General features: G+C 38.2%; 21 protein-coding genes. 16 read left to right on the forward strand and 5 right to left on the reverse strand.

All coding sequences use genetic code 11. The features are described 5' to 3' along the window. Positions 1-128: 128 nt before the first annotated feature. The 4 genes from MMB68_RS11275 to MMB68_RS11290 all read left to right on the forward strand — a co-directional run bounded on the left by MMB68_RS11275 (position 129) and on the right by MMB68_RS11290 (position 3592). Positions 129-1529: an alpha/beta hydrolase gene (locus tag MMB68_RS11275; protein ID WP_221782865.1), complete on the forward strand. Its 1401-nt coding sequence runs from the start codon at positions 129-131 to the stop codon at positions 1527-1529. Between the two features lie 248 nt (positions 1530-1777). Further along, positions 1778-2632, forward strand: coding sequence for a bifunctional methylenetetrahydrofolate dehydrogenase/methenyltetrahydrofolate cyclohydrolase FolD (gene folD / locus MMB68_RS11280; protein ID WP_028408722.1), 855 nt, complete (start codon positions 1778-1780; stop codon positions 2630-2632). Positions 2633-2779: 147 nt separating this feature from the next. Then, positions 2780-2935, forward strand: a complete 156-nt coding sequence (locus MMB68_RS11285; protein ID WP_221782867.1) for a hypothetical protein — start codon at positions 2780-2782, stop codon at positions 2933-2935. A 57-nt stretch (positions 2936-2992) separates the two neighbouring features. Beyond that, entirely contained in the window at positions 2993-3592 is a 600-nt protein-coding gene (locus tag MMB68_RS11290; protein WP_221782869.1) for a DUF3298 and DUF4163 domain-containing protein, read from the forward strand. 2 nt (positions 3593-3594) lie between these two features. Here MMB68_RS11290 and MMB68_RS11295 read toward each other — a convergent pair whose 3' ends face one another. After that, positions 3595-3861: a diaminopimelate epimerase gene (locus tag MMB68_RS11295; protein ID WP_221782871.1), complete on the reverse strand. Its 267-nt coding sequence runs from the start codon at positions 3859-3861 to the stop codon at positions 3595-3597. Positions 3862-4034: 173 nt separating this feature from the next. On the opposite strand from MMB68_RS11295, the gene MMB68_RS11300 reads away from it, so the two are divergent. The 4 genes from MMB68_RS11300 (at position 4035) to MMB68_RS11315 (ending at position 7571) form a co-directional block, all read left to right on the forward strand. Further along, the gene (locus MMB68_RS11300; RefSeq protein WP_221782873.1) at positions 4035-5459 is read left to right on the forward strand and encodes a phospholipase D-like domain-containing protein; all 1425 of its coding nucleotides are present in this window, start codon (positions 4035-4037) and stop codon (positions 5457-5459) included. Positions 5460-5608: 149 nt separating this feature from the next. Further along, positions 5609-5845, forward strand: coding sequence for a YuzF family protein (locus MMB68_RS11305; protein ID WP_047751084.1), 237 nt, complete (start codon positions 5609-5611; stop codon positions 5843-5845). Positions 5846-6040: 195 nt separating this feature from the next. Continuing rightward, entirely contained in the window at positions 6041-6952 is a 912-nt protein-coding gene (locus MMB68_RS11310; protein WP_221782875.1) for a manganese catalase family protein, read from the forward strand. A gap of 139 nt (positions 6953-7091) precedes the next feature. After that, positions 7092-7571, forward strand: coding sequence for a GNAT family N-acetyltransferase (locus MMB68_RS11315; protein WP_221783424.1), 480 nt, complete (start codon positions 7092-7094; stop codon positions 7569-7571). A 36-nt stretch (positions 7572-7607) separates the two neighbouring features. Here MMB68_RS11315 and MMB68_RS11320 read toward each other — a convergent pair whose 3' ends face one another. Together MMB68_RS11320 and MMB68_RS11325 are read right to left on the reverse strand one after the other, a co-directional pair. Next, on the reverse strand, positions 7608-7895 hold the full coding sequence (locus tag MMB68_RS11320) for a phospholipase (protein ID WP_306460855.1): 288 nt from the start codon (positions 7893-7895) through the stop codon (positions 7608-7610). 99 nt (positions 7896-7994) lie between these two features. After that, complete coding sequence (locus tag MMB68_RS11325) at positions 7995-8426, reverse strand: MarR family winged helix-turn-helix transcriptional regulator (RefSeq protein ID WP_221783425.1); 432 nt, start codon at positions 8424-8426, stop codon at positions 7995-7997. Positions 8427-8620: 194 nt separating this feature from the next. Here MMB68_RS11325 and MMB68_RS11330 point away from each other — a divergent pair, with 194 nt between their 5' ends. The 3 genes from MMB68_RS11330 to MMB68_RS11340 all read left to right on the forward strand — a co-directional run bounded on the left by MMB68_RS11330 (position 8621) and on the right by MMB68_RS11340 (position 10830). Then, a complete protein-coding gene (locus MMB68_RS11330; RefSeq protein ID WP_221782877.1) occupies positions 8621-9025 on the forward strand; it encodes a CidA/LrgA family protein in 405 nt (134 codons plus the stop codon). A 29-nt stretch (positions 9026-9054) separates the two neighbouring features. After that, positions 9055-9687: an LrgB family protein gene (locus tag MMB68_RS11335; RefSeq protein ID WP_260506628.1), complete on the forward strand. Its 633-nt coding sequence runs from the start codon at positions 9055-9057 to the stop codon at positions 9685-9687. 270 nt (positions 9688-9957) lie between these two features. Beyond that, entirely contained in the window at positions 9958-10830 is an 873-nt protein-coding gene (locus MMB68_RS11340) for an STAS domain-containing protein (RefSeq protein WP_221782879.1), read from the forward strand. A gap of 134 nt (positions 10831-10964) precedes the next feature. On the opposite strand, the gene MMB68_RS11345 is transcribed toward MMB68_RS11340, so the two are convergent. Together MMB68_RS11345 and MMB68_RS11350 are read right to left on the reverse strand one after the other, a co-directional pair. Further along, positions 10965-11441, reverse strand: a complete 477-nt coding sequence (locus MMB68_RS11345; protein WP_221782881.1) for a hypothetical protein — start codon at positions 11439-11441, stop codon at positions 10965-10967. Positions 11442-11509: 68 nt separating this feature from the next. Beyond that, the gene (locus tag MMB68_RS11350) at positions 11510-12082 is read right to left on the reverse strand and encodes a GNAT family N-acetyltransferase (protein WP_014460341.1); all 573 of its coding nucleotides are present in this window, start codon (positions 12080-12082) and stop codon (positions 11510-11512) included. A gap of 242 nt (positions 12083-12324) precedes the next feature. Between MMB68_RS11350 and MMB68_RS11355 the strand changes: the two genes are divergently transcribed. From MMB68_RS11355 to MMB68_RS11375, 5 genes are all read left to right on the forward strand, one after another. Further along, positions 12325-14565 (forward strand): glycosyltransferase family 39 protein, encoded by a 2241-nt coding sequence (locus MMB68_RS11355; protein WP_277447878.1) that lies wholly within the window; start codon positions 12325-12327, stop codon positions 14563-14565. Positions 14566-14578: 13 nt separating this feature from the next. Continuing rightward, entirely contained in the window at positions 14579-15544 is a 966-nt protein-coding gene (locus MMB68_RS11360; protein WP_221782887.1) for a glycosyltransferase family 2 protein, read from the forward strand. Further along, positions 15537-15941, forward strand: coding sequence for a GtrA family protein (locus MMB68_RS11365; protein ID WP_269871315.1), 405 nt, complete (start codon positions 15537-15539; stop codon positions 15939-15941). The genes MMB68_RS11360 and MMB68_RS11365 overlap by 8 nt, the downstream gene beginning before the upstream one ends. Further along, positions 15938-16825, forward strand: coding sequence for a UTP--glucose-1-phosphate uridylyltransferase GalU (gene galU / locus MMB68_RS11370; RefSeq protein ID WP_221782891.1), 888 nt, complete (start codon positions 15938-15940; stop codon positions 16823-16825). Before MMB68_RS11365 ends, galU begins: the two co-directional genes overlap by 4 nt. Before the next feature lie 144 nt (positions 16826-16969). After that, a complete protein-coding gene (locus tag MMB68_RS11375) occupies positions 16970-17644 on the forward strand; it encodes a response regulator transcription factor (protein ID WP_013056822.1) in 675 nt (224 codons plus the stop codon). Position 17645 lies beyond the last annotated feature (1 nt).

A 17645-nucleotide genomic window follows, 5' to 3' on the forward strand; every position in this document is an offset into this window, starting at 1 on the left:
TACTTTCTTTCTGTAAGAAAGGCGTTTTGATGTACTTTTTGAGAAATAGATGGTAATATTTAGCTAAAATTATGCGTGTACAGTCCCCAAGAGTGTCTTCAAAAGCAAATGTGAATGGAGGTTATCACTTGAATATCACAACGTTTGACGGTAAGTATGGAAACTGGCTAACGACTAAAAACCCTCTTCAATTTCAAGCAGCGACTGCCTATGGGAACATTGGGCTGGCTCCTATCTATTGGGGAACAAAAGAAGAAAAAAATGGATGGTATTACATGTATCAGCCTGAAGAAATAACGGGCGTTCAAGTAGAAGGTGAAGTTGATGGTGGTAAGTTTCTCATTCGAATTCCTGATGATTGGAATGGAAAGTTAGTTATGTCAGGAGTCCCAGCTACCCGAGATGAGAAATCAACGGATTTACTATTCAGCGACTATGTGTTGGCAAAAGGGTTTGCGTTTGCTGCTTCTGATAAAGGAACTCAGGGAGAAGAAGTGAGAGATGATCCATTTGCTAAAGCAAAGAACGCTCTAGTCAAAGAAGAAGACTCTATTAGAAAATGGCATATTCAATACCGAGAAGTGACAAAAATAGCTCAGAGATTTTTGTTTGAAAATTATCGTCACAAACTTCAAAAAGAAGTGACAGAATATTTTGATATAAAAACGTATGCGTTAGGCATTTCTAACGGGGGTTATGTTGTTCGCTATGCTTTAGAAAACGATGGAAAAAATGGAGAGCCTCAGCTTTTTAATGGAGGCGTTGAATGGGAAGGGGTTATGTGGCGAGCTGATCACGATAACTTGATTACTTCCTTAACACCTGTTGTAAATCATGCGGAAGAAGCACTGTACACGGTAGGTGAATCGCAAAAAGAAGCTTTGCACCGGTTGTATCAAGCAGGATTGCCAAAAGGATCTGAATTTTTATGGCCATATCATGACCAGTATTATTGGTTTTTAACGCTTAATATATATATAGATGAGTTTGACAGTCAAGCACCCGGAAGTATTCCGTGGCAAAAATACTTAACGCTTTTTGAAAACGGAGTGAGAGATCGCTCGTTAGATTCTATTTTTGAAAAATATGATTATCGAGAAAGACCGCAAGATGTAAAGAAACGCGTCCGTGAAATTGAAAATACAGGTGATATTTCCGTTCCATTGATAAGCATTACAGGGTCGTTAGATGCACTTATTTTTCCGGATATTCATGCTTATCCTTATGAACAACTAGTAAAAGATTCTGGTAAACAGCACCTTCATCGTCACTATGTAATTGAAAATGGAAACCATATTGATAGCTTAGTGTGGAATCATCAAATTGATCCAGATCGAAAGCTTCAGCCTCTTCTGCCTTATGTGTATCAAGGATTTGAACTGCTATGTGATTGGGTGGAGAATTTTGAAGAACCTCCGAAAAATAAGAAAATAAGTGCGCCTCTCAAGGAAATGCATGTAAAGGATCTAAAAACAGAGGAAGACGTGCTGCCGTTGACTACAAAGAAAAGCATATCAACAGAAAAATAAATCGTTCAAAACCGTGCCGAAGGTGCGGTTTTTAATTTGGAAAAGCAATGTTTGAATAAAAACACCTTTGGTGAATGCAAAATATTATAGTACGATAAGAACGGAATATACGTTATTTGTTATTTATTTTCATCTATTTAAAATAAAAATAATAAAAACATTGAACAAAACCGAACTTTTGTGTTAGATTAATAACTATAATTCGTACATTTATTAAATGGCTACAGTTGAAAGGAGCAAAAAACATCATGACAGCGAAAGTAATTAAAGGAAAAGAAGTAGCGCAAGAACTGCGCGCCGCATTAAAAGAAGAGGTAGCTCAATTAAAAACAAAAGGCATCGTTCCTGGTTTAACTGTGATTTTAGTAGGAGAAAATCCTGCTTCGCAATCATATGTAAAAGCAAAAGCAAAGGCTTGTGAAGAAATCGGTGTTGCGTCTGAAATTATCAAACGTGACGTAACGATTACGGAAGAAGAGCTTTTAAACGAAATCCATCACTTGAATGGAAATCCATCTGTTCATGGTATTCTTATTCAACTTCCATTACCAAAACATATTGATGAAAAGGCAGTATTAAATGCTGTATCTCCTAAAAAAGATGTAGATGGCTTCCATCCGGTAAGCGTAGGGAATATGGTTATTGGCGATGAGTGCTATTTACCATGTACACCACACGGTATCGTGGAGTTAATTAAACGTTCAGGTGAAGAAATCTCAGGTAAACACGCGGTAGTAATCGGACGAAGTAATATCGTGGGTAAACCAGTATCTATGCTTTTACTTCAAGAAAGTGCAACGGTAACAATTGCTCACTCTCGCACAAAAGATTTATCTGCTTTAACAAAACAAGCTGATATTCTTGTATCTGCTGTGGGACAACCTAGACTTATTAAAGCGGATGACATTAAGCCGGGTGCCATTGTAATTGATGTAGGTAACACAATGGAAAATGGCAAGCTCGTTGGTGACGTTGATTACGAAGCGGCTTTAGAAGTAGCAGGCTATATTACACCAGTACCAGGCGGAGTTGGTCCAATGACAATTACTATGTTATTGAAAAATACGGTAGACGCTGCTAAAACAATTAACAACGTAAAATAATAAGAAGTTAAAAAGAGGCTAAGACAAAGGTATTTTTGTTGAACAAAGATCCGAACGAGTTTGATTCTTGATTGAGAATCAAATTTGTTCGGATTTTTTCATTGATAAAGTCAACATAGGTTTCATGTATGGAGGTGCTTCTAGCTGGTGATTGGAGGGCAAGGCGAAGACTCCCAAGAAAAGCGAAGTCCTGCGCGTAAATCAAAAGCGGTGTCACAAACAGTCCAGATCATTTATCCCATTTATTTGTCTTTAGGTTGGACTGATTTTATTATGTCTCAATCTCTTTTTTTGCTTCAGTAATGGAATGAAAGCTAAAAGAATAGAATGTAACAATCTGTATAGAAAGAGGAGGAAGCGATGGTTACGTTACCTGCAACGGTATATTCTCAGCAAATAGTGAAGAAGAAGTTAAACGTTTACTATCCAGTTGTTCATTTGACCAATCAAGCTGTTCAGCATAGCATAAACAGTAAGATCTTGCAGCGCACGAATGAATTAATTCGTCAGCAGGGATATGGAGAAAATCCGGATACAGAAGAAACGGGTTATTATGAGTTGAAAACGAACGAGCGAAATGTGCTCAGCTTAACGCTTGTTAATTTTGCTTATTCCGGGGGAGCGCACGGATTGACCGTGGTAGTTCCGTTAACGTTTAATGTGCTGACTGGAAAAACGTATCAACTAAAAGATTTATTTAAAAAAGACAGTAATTACGCGAGTGTTCTTTCTAAAATAGTAGGAGAGCAAATAAAAGAGCGCGATATTATGGTTCTTGGAGAATATAAAGGAATTAAACCAGATCAAGATTTTTATATCGCCGATAAATCACTTGTACTATTTTATCAGCTGTATGACCTGGCTCCTTACGTATATGGAATTCCTTACTTTCCAATTTCTATCTATGCTATTCAAGATATTATTGCAGATGAAAGTCCACTTGGACAAATGTTTGGATAAAGTTATAAAAAATTGCGGTGCGGCCGTACGTATCTTTTTAATTCGGCCGCTAACTGCTGACGAAGCGAACGAACGCTAATCGCTTCAGCAATATCTTTTGCTACAGGAAATACCCCAACATTAGTGATATGAACACGAAGATAACCCTCATACAAGCATCCCTGCTCCGCATGCTTGATTTTGGTGCGTACAACAGCTTCTATTTTATCGTTTTCATTTTGCAAAGGGTAAGAGTCTGTAATATGAAAACGAAAAGAATATTCCTCCATCACCATCATCCTTTTTTTCTATGATATGTACTAGCATACTATACAAATAGTGAATCAGAAAAAATAAATGTGTCAAAAAGACAAAGCGCAAAGCAATCAAGGAAGCAGTTTCTTGCATGTAATGATCACTATTTGTGAACGATAACAGAAAAAGACAAAAAGCTGGAGTTGCGATGATAAAAATAGCAGTCAAAGGATTACTTATTATTTTATCTTTATATATTCTGTATGTGGTTATAACAGCGGTGGTTCTCTTTTATGTACCTTTAAAAACAGGAGAGGAAACGACCTCAATTAAACCGGCTAGCTTTTTTGGTCACAGGGAGTCTACGGATCGAGTGAGACTTCTTGAAGATGGTTATGAGGCAGGAAGAGTTCGTATTCAAATGATTCAAGAAGCTGAGAAATCGATTGATATTGCTTATTACTCAATAGGAAAAGGAGAGTCAACTGATTTAATTATGGCCGCTCTTTTTAAAGCAGCTGATCGAGGCGTCCATACTCGCGTTCTTTTAGATGGGATAGCTAACGGCTTACGAGGAAATCGAAGAGGCGTGCTCTATGCATTAGCTTCACATCCTAATATTGAAGTGAAGTATTACGAACCGTTTCAATTGTTTAAACCTTGGGCGTGGCAAAATCGTATGCATGACAAAATAATGATTGTAGACGGGAGACTAGGTATAATAGGAGGACGGAATATAGGGGACAAATATTTGGCTAAAAAGCCTCCTCCAGACTTCGTCTATGATCGTGATGTCTTTATTACAAACAGCAAACATAAACAAGATAGCGTCATCACTCAAATGCAAAATTATATAAATGAATTATGGGCTCATCCTTACACTAAAAAAGCTTTTTATCATCTCACGCAGTACCAGGTCGATCAGGGAAAGAGGATGAAAGCTTTGCTGCTGCAGCAATATGATAAAGCTAAGCAAGTAGGAGAAACGTTTGCGACGCCTAAGATTAAGTGGAATGCTTCCACCGTTCCTACAAAGCGTGTTTCTTTTATTCATAATCCAATTGAACGCTTTAATAAAAGACCTTTTATGTGGAAAACGTTTATTAATCTGGCAGAAGCAGCTAACCGCTCTGTTCTTATTCAAAGTCCTTATGTGGTGCCAACCAATGCGATGAGAAAGTATATAGCAATGAAAAAGAATCCAGCTGTTCAATGGACGCTACTCACAAATTCAGTTACATCTACGCCCAATGTGTTGGCTTTTTCCGGGTATATAAGTATGCGTGATACGATTATGAAGACAGGTGTAAAGCTTTACGAATACCAAGGACCTTATTCGATTCATGCAAAGTCTGTGATTTATGATCAAAGACTCAGTGCCGTAGGCTCTTTTAATTTAGATTCCCGTTCTACATTTTTGAATAATGAATCAATGGTCATTATCGATAGTCAGGAATTTGCAAAAAAGCTGACGATGGCGATGGAAAACAAAATGGATAAAAGTATCCTTATTGCTAACCATAAGCGATGGATTAAATCTCCTGACATCCAAAAGAAAGAAGAACCTTTTATGAAGCGAACATTACTGTACACCCTTGCAAAAGTAACGAGGTTTTTTAAGGAATTTATTTAAACGAGTGACGATATAATAAAAAAACAGCCAATGAATGTTCATTCATTGGCTGTTTTTTATTATATCCTAAGAAGAAAGAAGTTTTGGTTCAGGAGGCGATGTTAAAAGCATACATTAAAGCGAATCTTTAAAGTGAAAGGAGCGATTTCATGTCTTATGAAGAAGATGAACGCAACTATGAAACGCCGTCGATGGTGACACACGTCGATCCTTATGTATATGCTACACTGCAGTCTGTTCAAGGGAAGGATGTTGTGATTGAGACGGTAAGAGGAAGTGTAAGAGGCAGAGTGAAAGATGTGAAAATTGATCATGTTGTGATTGCAGCTAAAGGCTCCACCTTTTTTGTTCGAATTCAGCAAATTGTGTGGATTATGCCCGAATAAGTAATGAACAGTAGAGTTATCTCTGCTGTTTTTTTATGTGGAAAACATACTTAATTCTTCATACTTAATTCTTATAGAGAGAATGAAACAACCTTTTGGACACATACAAGTAAATAGACGGATTTACGTTTTAATTTTATTTACATGTATCGAAATAAGTCAATATCTAATTATACTAGGTTGGGGGAATGTGCTGTGTTCAAACGAATAGATAAGTTACTCATCGATTTACCCGAATCCAAAAACCCAGATCCAAATGCGGCTGCTGCCGTTCAAGAATTGTTGGGCGGCAAGTTTGGAGAAATGTCAACGCTGAATAATTACATGTATCAATCATTCAATTTTCGCTCCAAGAAAAAGCTAAGACCGTTTTATGATTTAGTAGCAAGTATTACTGCAGAAGAATTTGGACATGTGGAACTTGTGTCCAATACAATCAATCTTATGCTGCAAGGAACAACATTTCCAGGGGACCCAAACATTGCACCACTACAAAATGCGAAGAACCTTCGAAATACTTCTCATTTTATTGAAACCGCTCAAACAGCGTACCCTTTTGATTCGATGGGAAGACCATGGACAGGGAGTAACGTGTTTAACAGCGGAAATTTAATCTTAGATTTACTTCATAATTTCTTTTTAGAATGCGGAGCACGTACACATAAAATGCGTGTATACGAAATGACGGATAATCCCGTAGCTCGTGAAATGATTGGGTATTTATTAGTACGAGGCGGAGTCCATGTTATTGCCTACGCAAAAGCACTCGAAATAGCAACGGGCGTGGAGATGACAAAGCTTATTCCAATTCCTAATTTGAGCAACAAGGCATTTGATACAGCAAGGAAATTTGAAGATCAAGGAATTCATCGTCGACTTTATACGTTCAGCGACGGCGATTACAAAAAAATAGCTCAAATATGGAAAGGTACGCATCCCGAAGATGGCAGTTTATTAGAAGTCATCGAAGGAACGCCTAACGGAAGCAGCATTCCTGATTTAGATGACATACCAGAAGAGTTTGCTCCTGGCATCGGTCCGGATGAATTTGCAGAAATTGCCCGTCGTTTGCAGCAGTCTGCAGGAATTTCAGACTATAAAAAATAAATTCAGTGAAAAATTTTCCACTATTCTCTTTTACTTATTGGAGACCACAGGTAATATAAAGATAGTAAATGAAAAAAGGGGCGGGTACGTGCAGGCAGCTTTATTAATAAAACCAGATGCAGCTTATCGAAACGCTTATATGAGTTTTTATCATGAATGGAAAGCAAGTGGAGAAAAAATGATTCCATGGGTAATTGCTAAAGATCCTACTCATTTTGAAGCAATGATTCAAGAGTTGTTAGATGCAGAAAAAGGGATCGGGTTAAAAAAAGGATATGTACCCGATTCCACCTACTGGCTAATGCATCACGAAAAAGTAATAGGCGTAGTTAATATCCGTCATGAGCTAAGTGAAATACTTCGAAACAGCGGAGGACATATAGGTTATGGTATTCGGCCTAGCGAAAGACAAAAAGGATATGCGAAGCTGCTACTGAAGTTATCTCTTCAAGAAATTAAAAAGCTGGGAGTTCAACGGGCATTAGTTGTGTGTGATGATTGGAACACCGCTTCTCGTCGAACCATTTTGGCAAACGGTGGTGTACAAGACGAGGATTATATAGAAGAGGACGGGGCTATTGTTCAACGCTTTTGGATTCATACGGATAAAATGGCATAAAAAAGAGATGAATTTTTTAATTCATCTCTTTTCTGCTTAGTCATATTGTTTTAAAGCTAACTTCAGCCGCATATAGGTATACATAGCGTATGCCTGTCTTCCTTTTAAACTGTACGGATTTGCTTTGGAGCAAAGACACTCAAGAAATTGCTCATCACATGAGCGGCATGATCCGTAATCTTCATAGCATAAATCATGGTATTTACAGCAGCAGTCTACATCATTTACGGGGCATCCGGGACCACTGCATCCGGGGCCACACCATTTATAGCCGGGGAAGAGGCAGGGCGTGGCTTTCCGTTTGTTCGGAACAGACATAATCATACATCCTTTTCAATAGTCTCTTTACATTAAATGCAATAAGAAGAAAAGGGACAGGGACAAACACCTTGCAGCAGCAGCCTAATTTTCATGAATTTCTATTTAATCGATAAATGCGTCATTCATCCGCATTAATAGTTTGCCAAACAGCTCCTTTTCTTCACTGGACCATTTCTTCAACATACTATGATAGCGTTCAAGACGCATTTGCTTATCAGTTTGCAGCATTTGTTTCCCGCGTGTTGTGATGTCAAATAGGCTGACTCGTCCATCCGAAGGATCAGAGGAGCGAGAAATAAGCTTTTTATTTTCTAGAGCAGCTGCTTGTCTAGAAAGAGTTGAAATGTCGAGTTTAAATGCTTCTGCCAGTTCTTTTACACGAGCTGGTCCAAATTCATCTAATTGCCGCAATAATAAATAAGCTGATCTTTCTAGGTTTCCTATTTTATTTTCAGAATTATCAAGATAGACGGCTCGTCTAATAAAGGTAGTAAGTTCATATTCAATCAATTCAATTGAATTCTTTTTTTGCATCATAATCGCCCCTTACAAAATCATTCATTGACAAAGAAATATATACTTGTATAATACAAATGTATATATATATAGTTGTATAGTACAAGTAAAAATAGGTAAAGTAAAGGTGTTTATATAGTTAAATGTTAGACAACATGACAAAATAAAGAGAGGAGGACAGCTGTTCTTTATCTATAGGACAGTGACCTATAATGAAAGTGATACGAATCATTTTACAAATTGCGATTCTTTATGCTTTTTCTATGATTGGCGAAGCTGTTCACCATGTGCTTCACCTGCCTATTCCAGGCAGTATTATAGGCTTAATTTTAATGCTCATTTGCTTAACGTGCAAAGTTGTTCCCATCAAAATAATTGAAGACGGAGCAAGTTTCTTGTTATCTTTTTTACCGCTATTATTCATACCAGCTATGGCAGGTGTGATGAATTATCCTTCGCTTCTTTCAAGCAGCGGAGCGGTTCTATTTTTAATTATTGTGCTTAGTACGATTGTTACGATGGCCGCCGCAGGGACTGCTAGCCAACTTTTGGAAAAGAAATCGAACAAACGAAAGGAGAAACAACAGTGCAAGAATTCTTTATCGCGGTCTTTATAATCGTAGCTACAGTTGCTTTGTATCTAGTCATGGCAAAAGTATACGTGCGGTTCTCCTATCCGATTCTTATTCCTGTTTTAACTACAACCATATTTGTTATTCTTCTTTTGCTTGCTTTTCATGTTTCCTATGATGAGTATATGATTGGAGGCAAATGGATTAATTCACTTCTAGGACCAGCTGTTGTTGCATTAGCGTATCCACTCTATAAACAGCGTGAGATGCTAGTAAAATACAGCGTTCCTATTATTGGAGGGGTATTTGTAGGGTTATTCGCAGGCATGATCAGCGGACTTGTGTTTGCTGAAGTATTTGGCATTGATCGAAGCCTGATTTTATCCATTATTCCTAAATCTATTACTACCCCGGTAGCGATTCAAATTGCCACAGGACTAGGGGGCGTTCCATCGATGACCGTGGTATTTGTTATGATTGCAGGCTTTTCAGGGGTAATCCTTGGACCGCTACTTTTAAAATGGATTAGGATCAAAAGTTCTTTAGGAAAAGGCATTGCACTAGGCAGTGCTTCTCATGCCCTAGGAACTTCTAAAGCATTTGAATACGGTGAGCTAACGGTATCGATGAGTTCAGTATCAATGACGTTAAGTGCTGTATTAGGATCGGTTTTTGGACCGATTGTTGTCTGGCTATTCCAAGTGTAAGGTGAGGTAAAAGAAAGTGAATATAAAAACCAATCCTGTTCCAATTGGAACAGGATTGGTTTTTTTTATAAAAGCATAAATTTTGTCCGCATCAAACTTTAAGTTGTGCAGCTCTTTTTCAGGTACTATAATAAAAAGAAAGAAAATTCATAAAATAACCGCTTTTTTGTTATTTTTAGGAAGGCTAGTCAATTTTCGAGTGAGTAAGTAGGCTTAGTCAAGGTTATATACGCAGTAAAAATAGCAGAAAAGAGGAGCTGAGCGTATTTTATGAAAGAGGAGCTCGTGTATATAGGAAAAAAGATTCTTGAACATAAATATAGCTTGTCAGAAAAATTAGCCGAACGTTTAGATGCTACACATACGCTAAGTCTAGAGGAATTGAAAGAAAAGGAAATTTTGAAGTGGCGAGTGTTAATTATGGAATACTTTGGAAGATCTCTATTTGAAGAACAAGAGACTTTACTTAAACTTGTTAAAGAATGGGCACTAGAAACGGGAAAATATGCAGTGGAAAAAAATATTCCTTTAGAAAAAGCACTAGGTATCCTTCCAATCTATCGCAGCGTTATTTGGGATGTATTTACACGAGAACTAGAGGAGCATCAGTTTGCTGCAATTACCATGCTGCATGTCAGTGAACGAATTGATCCACTTTTAGATACGGTAACATGTGTTTTTGGTCAAATTTATGACGAGCATAATCGATATATGATGAATCTAGCTTATACGTCACTAGAAGAACTTTCAGTTCCGCTTGTACCTGTCACAAAAGGGATTGCTATTATGCCGATTATTGGAGAAATTGATACCCACCGCTCGCAAGTTATTATGGAAACTTGCTTAAAAAAAGGGACAAGCCTTCAATTATCTTATCTTATTTTGGATATTTCAGGTGTGGTGATTATTGATACAATGGTAGCAGACAATCTTTTTAAAATTCATCGATCTCTTAAATTGGTGGGAGTGGAAGCTATTATAACGGGGATACGACCGGAAATTGCCCAAACGGTAGTGAAACTAGGAATTGATTTTAATCAAATTAAAACAGAAGCAAATTTAGAAGCGGCGCTTTTAAAAATTGGGTTTATACGCCCTGAAGAACATAGCCGCGCGCATGTGTCATCACGGCGAATAAAATGACCGGCTATGAACACGCGGAACCTGTGTTACATATGTAGAGATCCATTCTTCTAAACGTCGTAGGAAATATGGATTTCAGCAGATAGAAAGTAAGCGCATAGTAAAAAAGCGGATGTTAATTAACATCCGCTTTTTTACTTAATAAATGCCATATGCCATGGCAGCACAAAAGCATAAACGAGGAAGTATACCACGATTGAATAGATAAAAAACCAGCCGTTTAAATGCATATAGCCACTTTTAATCATTCCGTATTCTATGAGTAGTGAACCAGCGCAAAAGAGAAGTGATAAAACCCATTTATTTTTAGCTGTTAAGTAAGTCAAAAATAAAATGGAAAGGGAAGGTGGAATAAACGTATAGCTTAGAATATCTCCAAGTCCTGTAACTTTTGGATCTCCCAAATCAATCATGTTAAAAACACGCGTAATGATAACATCACAAAGCCATCCGACAAATCCAACTGCGCTAAACGTGATATAAAAATCTCGCCAAGTTAGCTGTCGTTTAAATAAAACAAAGGCAAGAATAAATAAACATAAACTAACGGTAATCGGAAACCACAAACCATGTGCAGATAAGTCTAAATGCTGAATTGCTTGCTCCAACATTGTTCACCTCAAAAGGAAGAGTTAGTGTTGAAGTTAGCCTATGTTATGGAAAGTATTTTATACATTTTCTACGCGTTGCGCGTATATTCTTCTCGCAAGATTGAATATAACTTTAAGTCTTGATGAGCGCCCTTAATAAACATGGCTTTTCGAATCGTTCCTTCATAAGACATACCGATTTTTTTCATCACTTTCTCAGATGCGGCATTCTCAACAAAGCACCTCGCCTGAATGCGGACCAAATCCATTTCTTCAAATCCAAACGCAATTACTTTTTCAGCTGCTTCCGTAACAAATCCCTTATTCCAATATGCTTCAGAAATCGCATAGCCAATTTCCGCAATGCGATGAGTGGGGTTCCAAGTGACAAAGTCAATGGTGCCAATACATTTTTTCAAGGCTTTGATTTCCATAGCCCAAGGAGAAATGGATTGGTTGCTGTACTGCTTTAAAACGAAGGAAACAAACTCTTTTGTATCTTGAAGCTTTCGGTGCTTTTCCCAATTTACATATCTGCTTACCTTTTCATTTGAGGCATATTCAAACATGTCACGCACATCTTTTTTGGTAACTTTCCGCAAGCGTAGTCTTTCTGTTTCTAGTGTGGGTAAATTTCCGTATATATCTTTTACTTGAATCATAAAGTTGTCTCCTTTCTCGGCAAGAAGTGGATGAAGTGTTGATAATAATGTTTCATAGAAGCTGCAGCATCCAAGAAAGATGCTTTTCATTTCATGTACTTGATTCTTTAATTGTAAAATATTTCATTGCTGAGCGTAAGAGGTCAAATAGCTTTTTAAAAAAATAAAAACATTATTTTTACTGTTCATAATCAGTTCACATAAGCTTGTTAGACTAAAGTCAGAAATTACGAAGGAGTGAAATGAAACACATGAACAGTGAAGTGAAAGAAGAACGGACTTCAAACAAAAAAAGAATAGACTTATTTTTAGTTCCCATTGTTTTAATTGCAGCGTTTTTGAATTTATTTAAAATTTGGACAGATGAATACGCCAACGCTTATTACACGGCAGCTGTCAAAAGTATGCTTCAAAGTTTTCATAATTTCTTTTACGCATCTTTTGATCCAGGAGGCTATGTAACGATTGATAAGCCGCCGGTTGTGTTTTGGATTCAGACAATTAGCGCCAAAATATTTGGGTTTCACGGATGGAGCGTCATTTTACCGCAAGCCTTAGCGGGCATCGGTTCAGTTCTTTTACTATACGTACTCGTAAAACGTACGTTTGGCGTATGGGCTGGGAGGTTTGCTGCTCTTGCCATGGCTCTGACGCCAATTGTGCCCGCGGTAAGCCGAACAAATAATATTGATAGTATGCTTGTGTTTACATTATTAGTAGCAACGTGGATGTTGTTTCGTGCTGTGCGTACGGCTAAATTTGGCTGGGTGTTAGCGGCTTTTGCGATGATTGGTGTTGCATTTAACATGAAAATGCTTCAAGCATACATGGTTTTACCAGCATTCTATGTTTTCTATGTAGTGGCAACCAAAATTACGTGGAAAAAGAAAATTGCTTTTTTAACAACAGCAACTGCACTGATGCTCGCTGTTTCTGTCTCGTGGGCAGTTGTGGTAGATTCAACTTCTGCTGATAAGCGGCCTTATATGGGAAGCAGTCAAACAAATTCAGTTCTAGAGCTTGCTTTTGGATATAACGGTATCAATCGTTTAACTGGAAATACAAGCGTGACGGGAAGCAGTCATAAACAACCTGCTCAAACTCAGCAGCAAACAGCAAGCAGTGAAACAAAACAAACTAGTAATTCAAATGCTGATTCTTCACAAAGCTCAAATCAAAGCAAGAGCAGCTCTTCTAAAAAGATGCAGGCTCCAGGTGGAGGAAATCAAAACGGAATGTTCAACACGGGGAACCCTGGTCCATTCCGACTGTTCCAAAAAGGGTTATCAGATCAAATCAGCTGGTTATTGCCATTTGTAATCTTTTCAATCGTGGGTCTATTTGCAGGAGTGAAATTTAAAGGGCCTTACACGACAAAACAAAAAGAAAGTTTATTTTGGTTAGCGTGGCTGTTGCCAGTGGCTGTCTTCTTTAGTATCGCAGGATTTTTCCATCAGTATTATTTAATTATGCTGGCACCTCCAATCGCAGCATTTGCAGGAGCGGGAGCAGTAGCTTTATGGAGTATGTACAAACAGCGTGGCTGGAAATCATGGCTGTTGCCGGGCGGTATTTTAACAACAGCAGCGCTTCAAGTATATATTATGTCTCCTTATGTCAGCTCAATCGGCGTAGCGCCAATTGCAGGTGTAGGGGCACTGGGCGTCATTTTAGCTCTTGTTTTAGCTATTCGTAAAGAGCGTAAAAATTCTGTAACGAATTATTTAGGAGTAGCAGCAATGGTTGTCTTGCTTGCAATGCCGGCTTACTGGGCGATGACACCAATTATTTATGGTGGAAATAGCATGCTTCCAGCAGCAGGTCCTGATTCTTCAAGCGGTATGGGAGGACCTCCAAGCACAGCTACAAATAGCAAACAGTCTGGCTTTAACGGCATGCAGCCTCCAGGAAGCTCTAGCAGCAGTTCATCTTCAAACAATCAAATGCAGCCGCCAACCGGTTCATCGAACGGCGGTCAAATGCAAATGCCGGGCGGTTCGTCCAATAATGGTCAAATGCAGCCGCCAAGTGGATCGTCAAACAGCGGTCAAATGCCAAATAGCTCTTCAAGCAAATCATCATCTTTAAAACGAAAAAGTGGAGGGATGAACGCAGAAGTAAACCAAAAGCTACTAAACTATTTAACAAAAAATAACACAGGTGAAAAATATTTATTTGCCACAACGGATTCAACTTCAGCTGCGCCTTACATTATTAAAACGGGTAAGCCAGTCATGGCAATGGGAGGATTTAGCGGTTCAGACCCAATTCTAACGGTGAGTAAATTAAAAGCCATGATTAAAAAAGGTGAAGTGAAATATTTCTACTTGTCTGGAATGGGCAAGGGAGGTCAATCTGACGTTATCACGTGGATTAAAGAAAATAGTAAGGAGATTCCTTCTTCCAAATGGCAGTCTACTTCATCAAGTTCTCAGCAAGGGCCATCTGGAAACGGAACACTATACGAAATAACGCTTAAATAAGGAGGGCATGAACATGAGTTCAATTGTTAAATATTCTATTGTTGTTCCTGTCTACAACGAAGAAGAAGTGATACATGAAACCTACCGCCGTCTCACAGAAGTGATGCGTTCAACGAAAGAAGCTTACGAGCTTCTTTTCGTGAACGACGGCAGTAGAGATCGAACAGCAGAAATCATTAAAGAGTACAGTGAGCAAGACCCAGCGGTTGTTTTATTAGATTTTGCCCGTAACTTTGGTCATCAAATTGCTATTACAGCTGGTATGGATTATGCAAGAGGAGAGGCGGTCGTTGTGATTGATGCTGATTTGCAAGATCCGCCCGAATTGATTTTAGAGATGATTGAAAAATGGAAGCAAGGGTTTGACGTTGTATACGCTAAGCGTACAAAGCGAAAAGGAGAAACATACTTTAAAAAACAAACGGCTGCTATGTTTTATCGTTTCTTACGTGCGATGACCGATATTGATATTCCGCTCGATACAGGGGATTTTCGTTTGCTAGATCGCAAAGTATGCAACCAAATGAATAGCATTCAAGAAAAAAATCGCTTTGTTCGCGGATTAGTAAGCTGGGTTGGCTTTAAGCAAATAGCAGTAGAATATGAGCGAGACGAGCGTTTGGCCGGGGAGTCGAAATACCCTTTGAAAAAGATGCTGAAGCTTTCAATGGATGGCATTACATCTTTTTCCTATAAACCATTAAAGCTAGCTAGCTATGCTGGTGTAACTCTATCTGGTATCGGTTTTATTTATCTTTTAGTGGTGGTGTATTTGAAGTTATTTACAGACAGCACCATCACTGGGTGGTCGTCATTAATTGTCATTCAGCTATTCTTTAGCGGCATCATTTTAATTATTCTTGGGATGATTGGAGAATATATTGGCCGCATCTACGATGAAACAAAAAATCGTCCACTCTATATCGTCCGTGAAAAGTATCAGCTTGAAACACGCAAGGAAGTATCACTTCGTGACTAACAAATGGATATCTTTTATTAAATTTGCGTTAGTAGGAGTTGTAAATACACTGATTGATTTTGTAGTATACGCACTTTTAACAACAATCGGTGTTAACTACATACTAGCGCAGTGGATTTCATACAGTGCGGGCATTTTAAACAGTTATGTCATGAATCGCAAATGGACGTTTGAGAGAAAAGAAAAAAGCAGTAAGCGTGAAGTGATTTCATTCGTGATCGTAAATTTGATCACTTTATCCCTAACATCATTTCTGTTGACTGTTCTCTATAATAAATGGGGTATACCGCTGCTAATCAGTAAACTTTTAATTACAATCGCAAGTGTCGGTATCAACTTTATTGGTACTAAATTATTTGTATTTACTACTAAAAAAGAAAGAGGGATTCATATATGATGATAAAAAAAGCAGTTATTCCAGTAGGCGGTTTAGGAACTCGATTTTTGCCAGCGACAAAAGCGCAGCCGAAAGAAATGCTGCCAATTGTCGATAAGCCTGCTGTACAATATATTGTAGAAGAAGCTGTGAAATCAGGCATTGAAAGTATTATTTTTATTACAGGACGAAACAAAAAATCAATTGAAGACCATTTTGATAAATCAATTGAGTTAGAGCAAATGCTTGAAGAAAAACACAAGTTTGACATGTTAAAAGAAGTACAAACGATCTCATCAATGGCCAGCATTCACTATATTCGTCAAAAAGAGCCGTTAGGACTCGGTCATGCTATTCTTTGTGCCGAACAGTTTATTGGAGATGAGCCGTTTGCTGTTCTTCTTGGAGACGATATTATGACTTCTGAAGAACCTGCGCTCAAACAGATGATCCAAGCGTATGAAACGAATAATCAATCAGTTATCGGAGTTCAAAAAGTGGATGTTGAAGAGGTATCAAAATACGGAATCATTCAGCCGAAAAATAAATCTGGCAGCCTTCATGAAGTGAATGACTTGATTGAAAAACCATCGATAGAACAAGCTCCGTCAACTATTGCCGTTATGGGCCGCTACATTTTAAATCCTTCTATTTTTTCTTATCTAAAAACGATTGAAAGAGGGGTAGGAAATGAATTACAATTAACAGATGCACTGCGTGTGGTATGTGAAAAAGAGCGATTGTTTGCTCTTGAACTGGAAGGGCAGCGCTTTGATATTGGAGATAAGGTAGGCTATATGAAAGCGATGGTAGAAGTTGCGTTAAAGCGCAGAGATTTACGTCAAACGTTTTTATCGTATTTGGAGGGAATTGTAGAAAAAGAACAAGCAAACAACTTCAGCTAATAAGAGTTAATCAGTTTGTTCATATTCAGTTCATATTTGAAGTATAAAATCATTGTATGATCTTATGCGGCTCTCTGTTTGGTATAAACAGAGAGCTTACTGTGCGTAAAAGCTGGACAAACTTAGGAATAGGGAGAGACATGTATGATTCAAATATTAGTTGCAGATGATGATCAACATATTCGAGAGCTGATATCATTATATTTAGAAAATCAAGGATTTAAAATTATAAAAGCAGCAGATGGTGAAGAAGCGTGGGCGAAAATGGAAGAGTTTCGAATTGATCTAGCGGTCGTTGATATCATGATGCCATTTAAAGACGGATGGGAACTAACAAAGGAAATTAAGGAGTATTTTGATATACCGGTTTTGATGGTAACAGCTAGAGGCGAATCGCATGATAAACTAAAAGGATTTGATATCGGAACAGACGACTATGTCGTCAAGCCTTTTGATCCTCAGGAAATGGTTGCTCGTGTAAAGGCGCTTTTACGCAGGTACCGAGTAGAAGCCAACAATGTAATCTATATGGGGAATATAAAACTAGACCGTACCAAATTAGAGATGAGTGCAGGAGAAACAAGCGAACAGCTGCCGTTAAAAGAGTTCGAATTACTGTTCACGCTCGTTAGTTCTCCAGGAAAGATTTTTACTCGTGATCAGCTTATTCAATTAATTTGGGGATATGATTATGAAGGCGATGAGCGCACGGTAGACGTTCACATAAAACGTCTGCGAGAGAGGCTTAATCATATGAAAAACGTCGGTATGGAAATCAAAACAATTCGCGGACTAGGCTATAGAGCAGAAGGGTGTTAAC

The organism is Priestia sp. Y58 (assembly GCF_029522095.1).
GTDB classification, from domain to species: Bacteria; Bacillota; Bacilli; order Bacillales; family Bacillaceae_H; genus Priestia; species Priestia megaterium_E.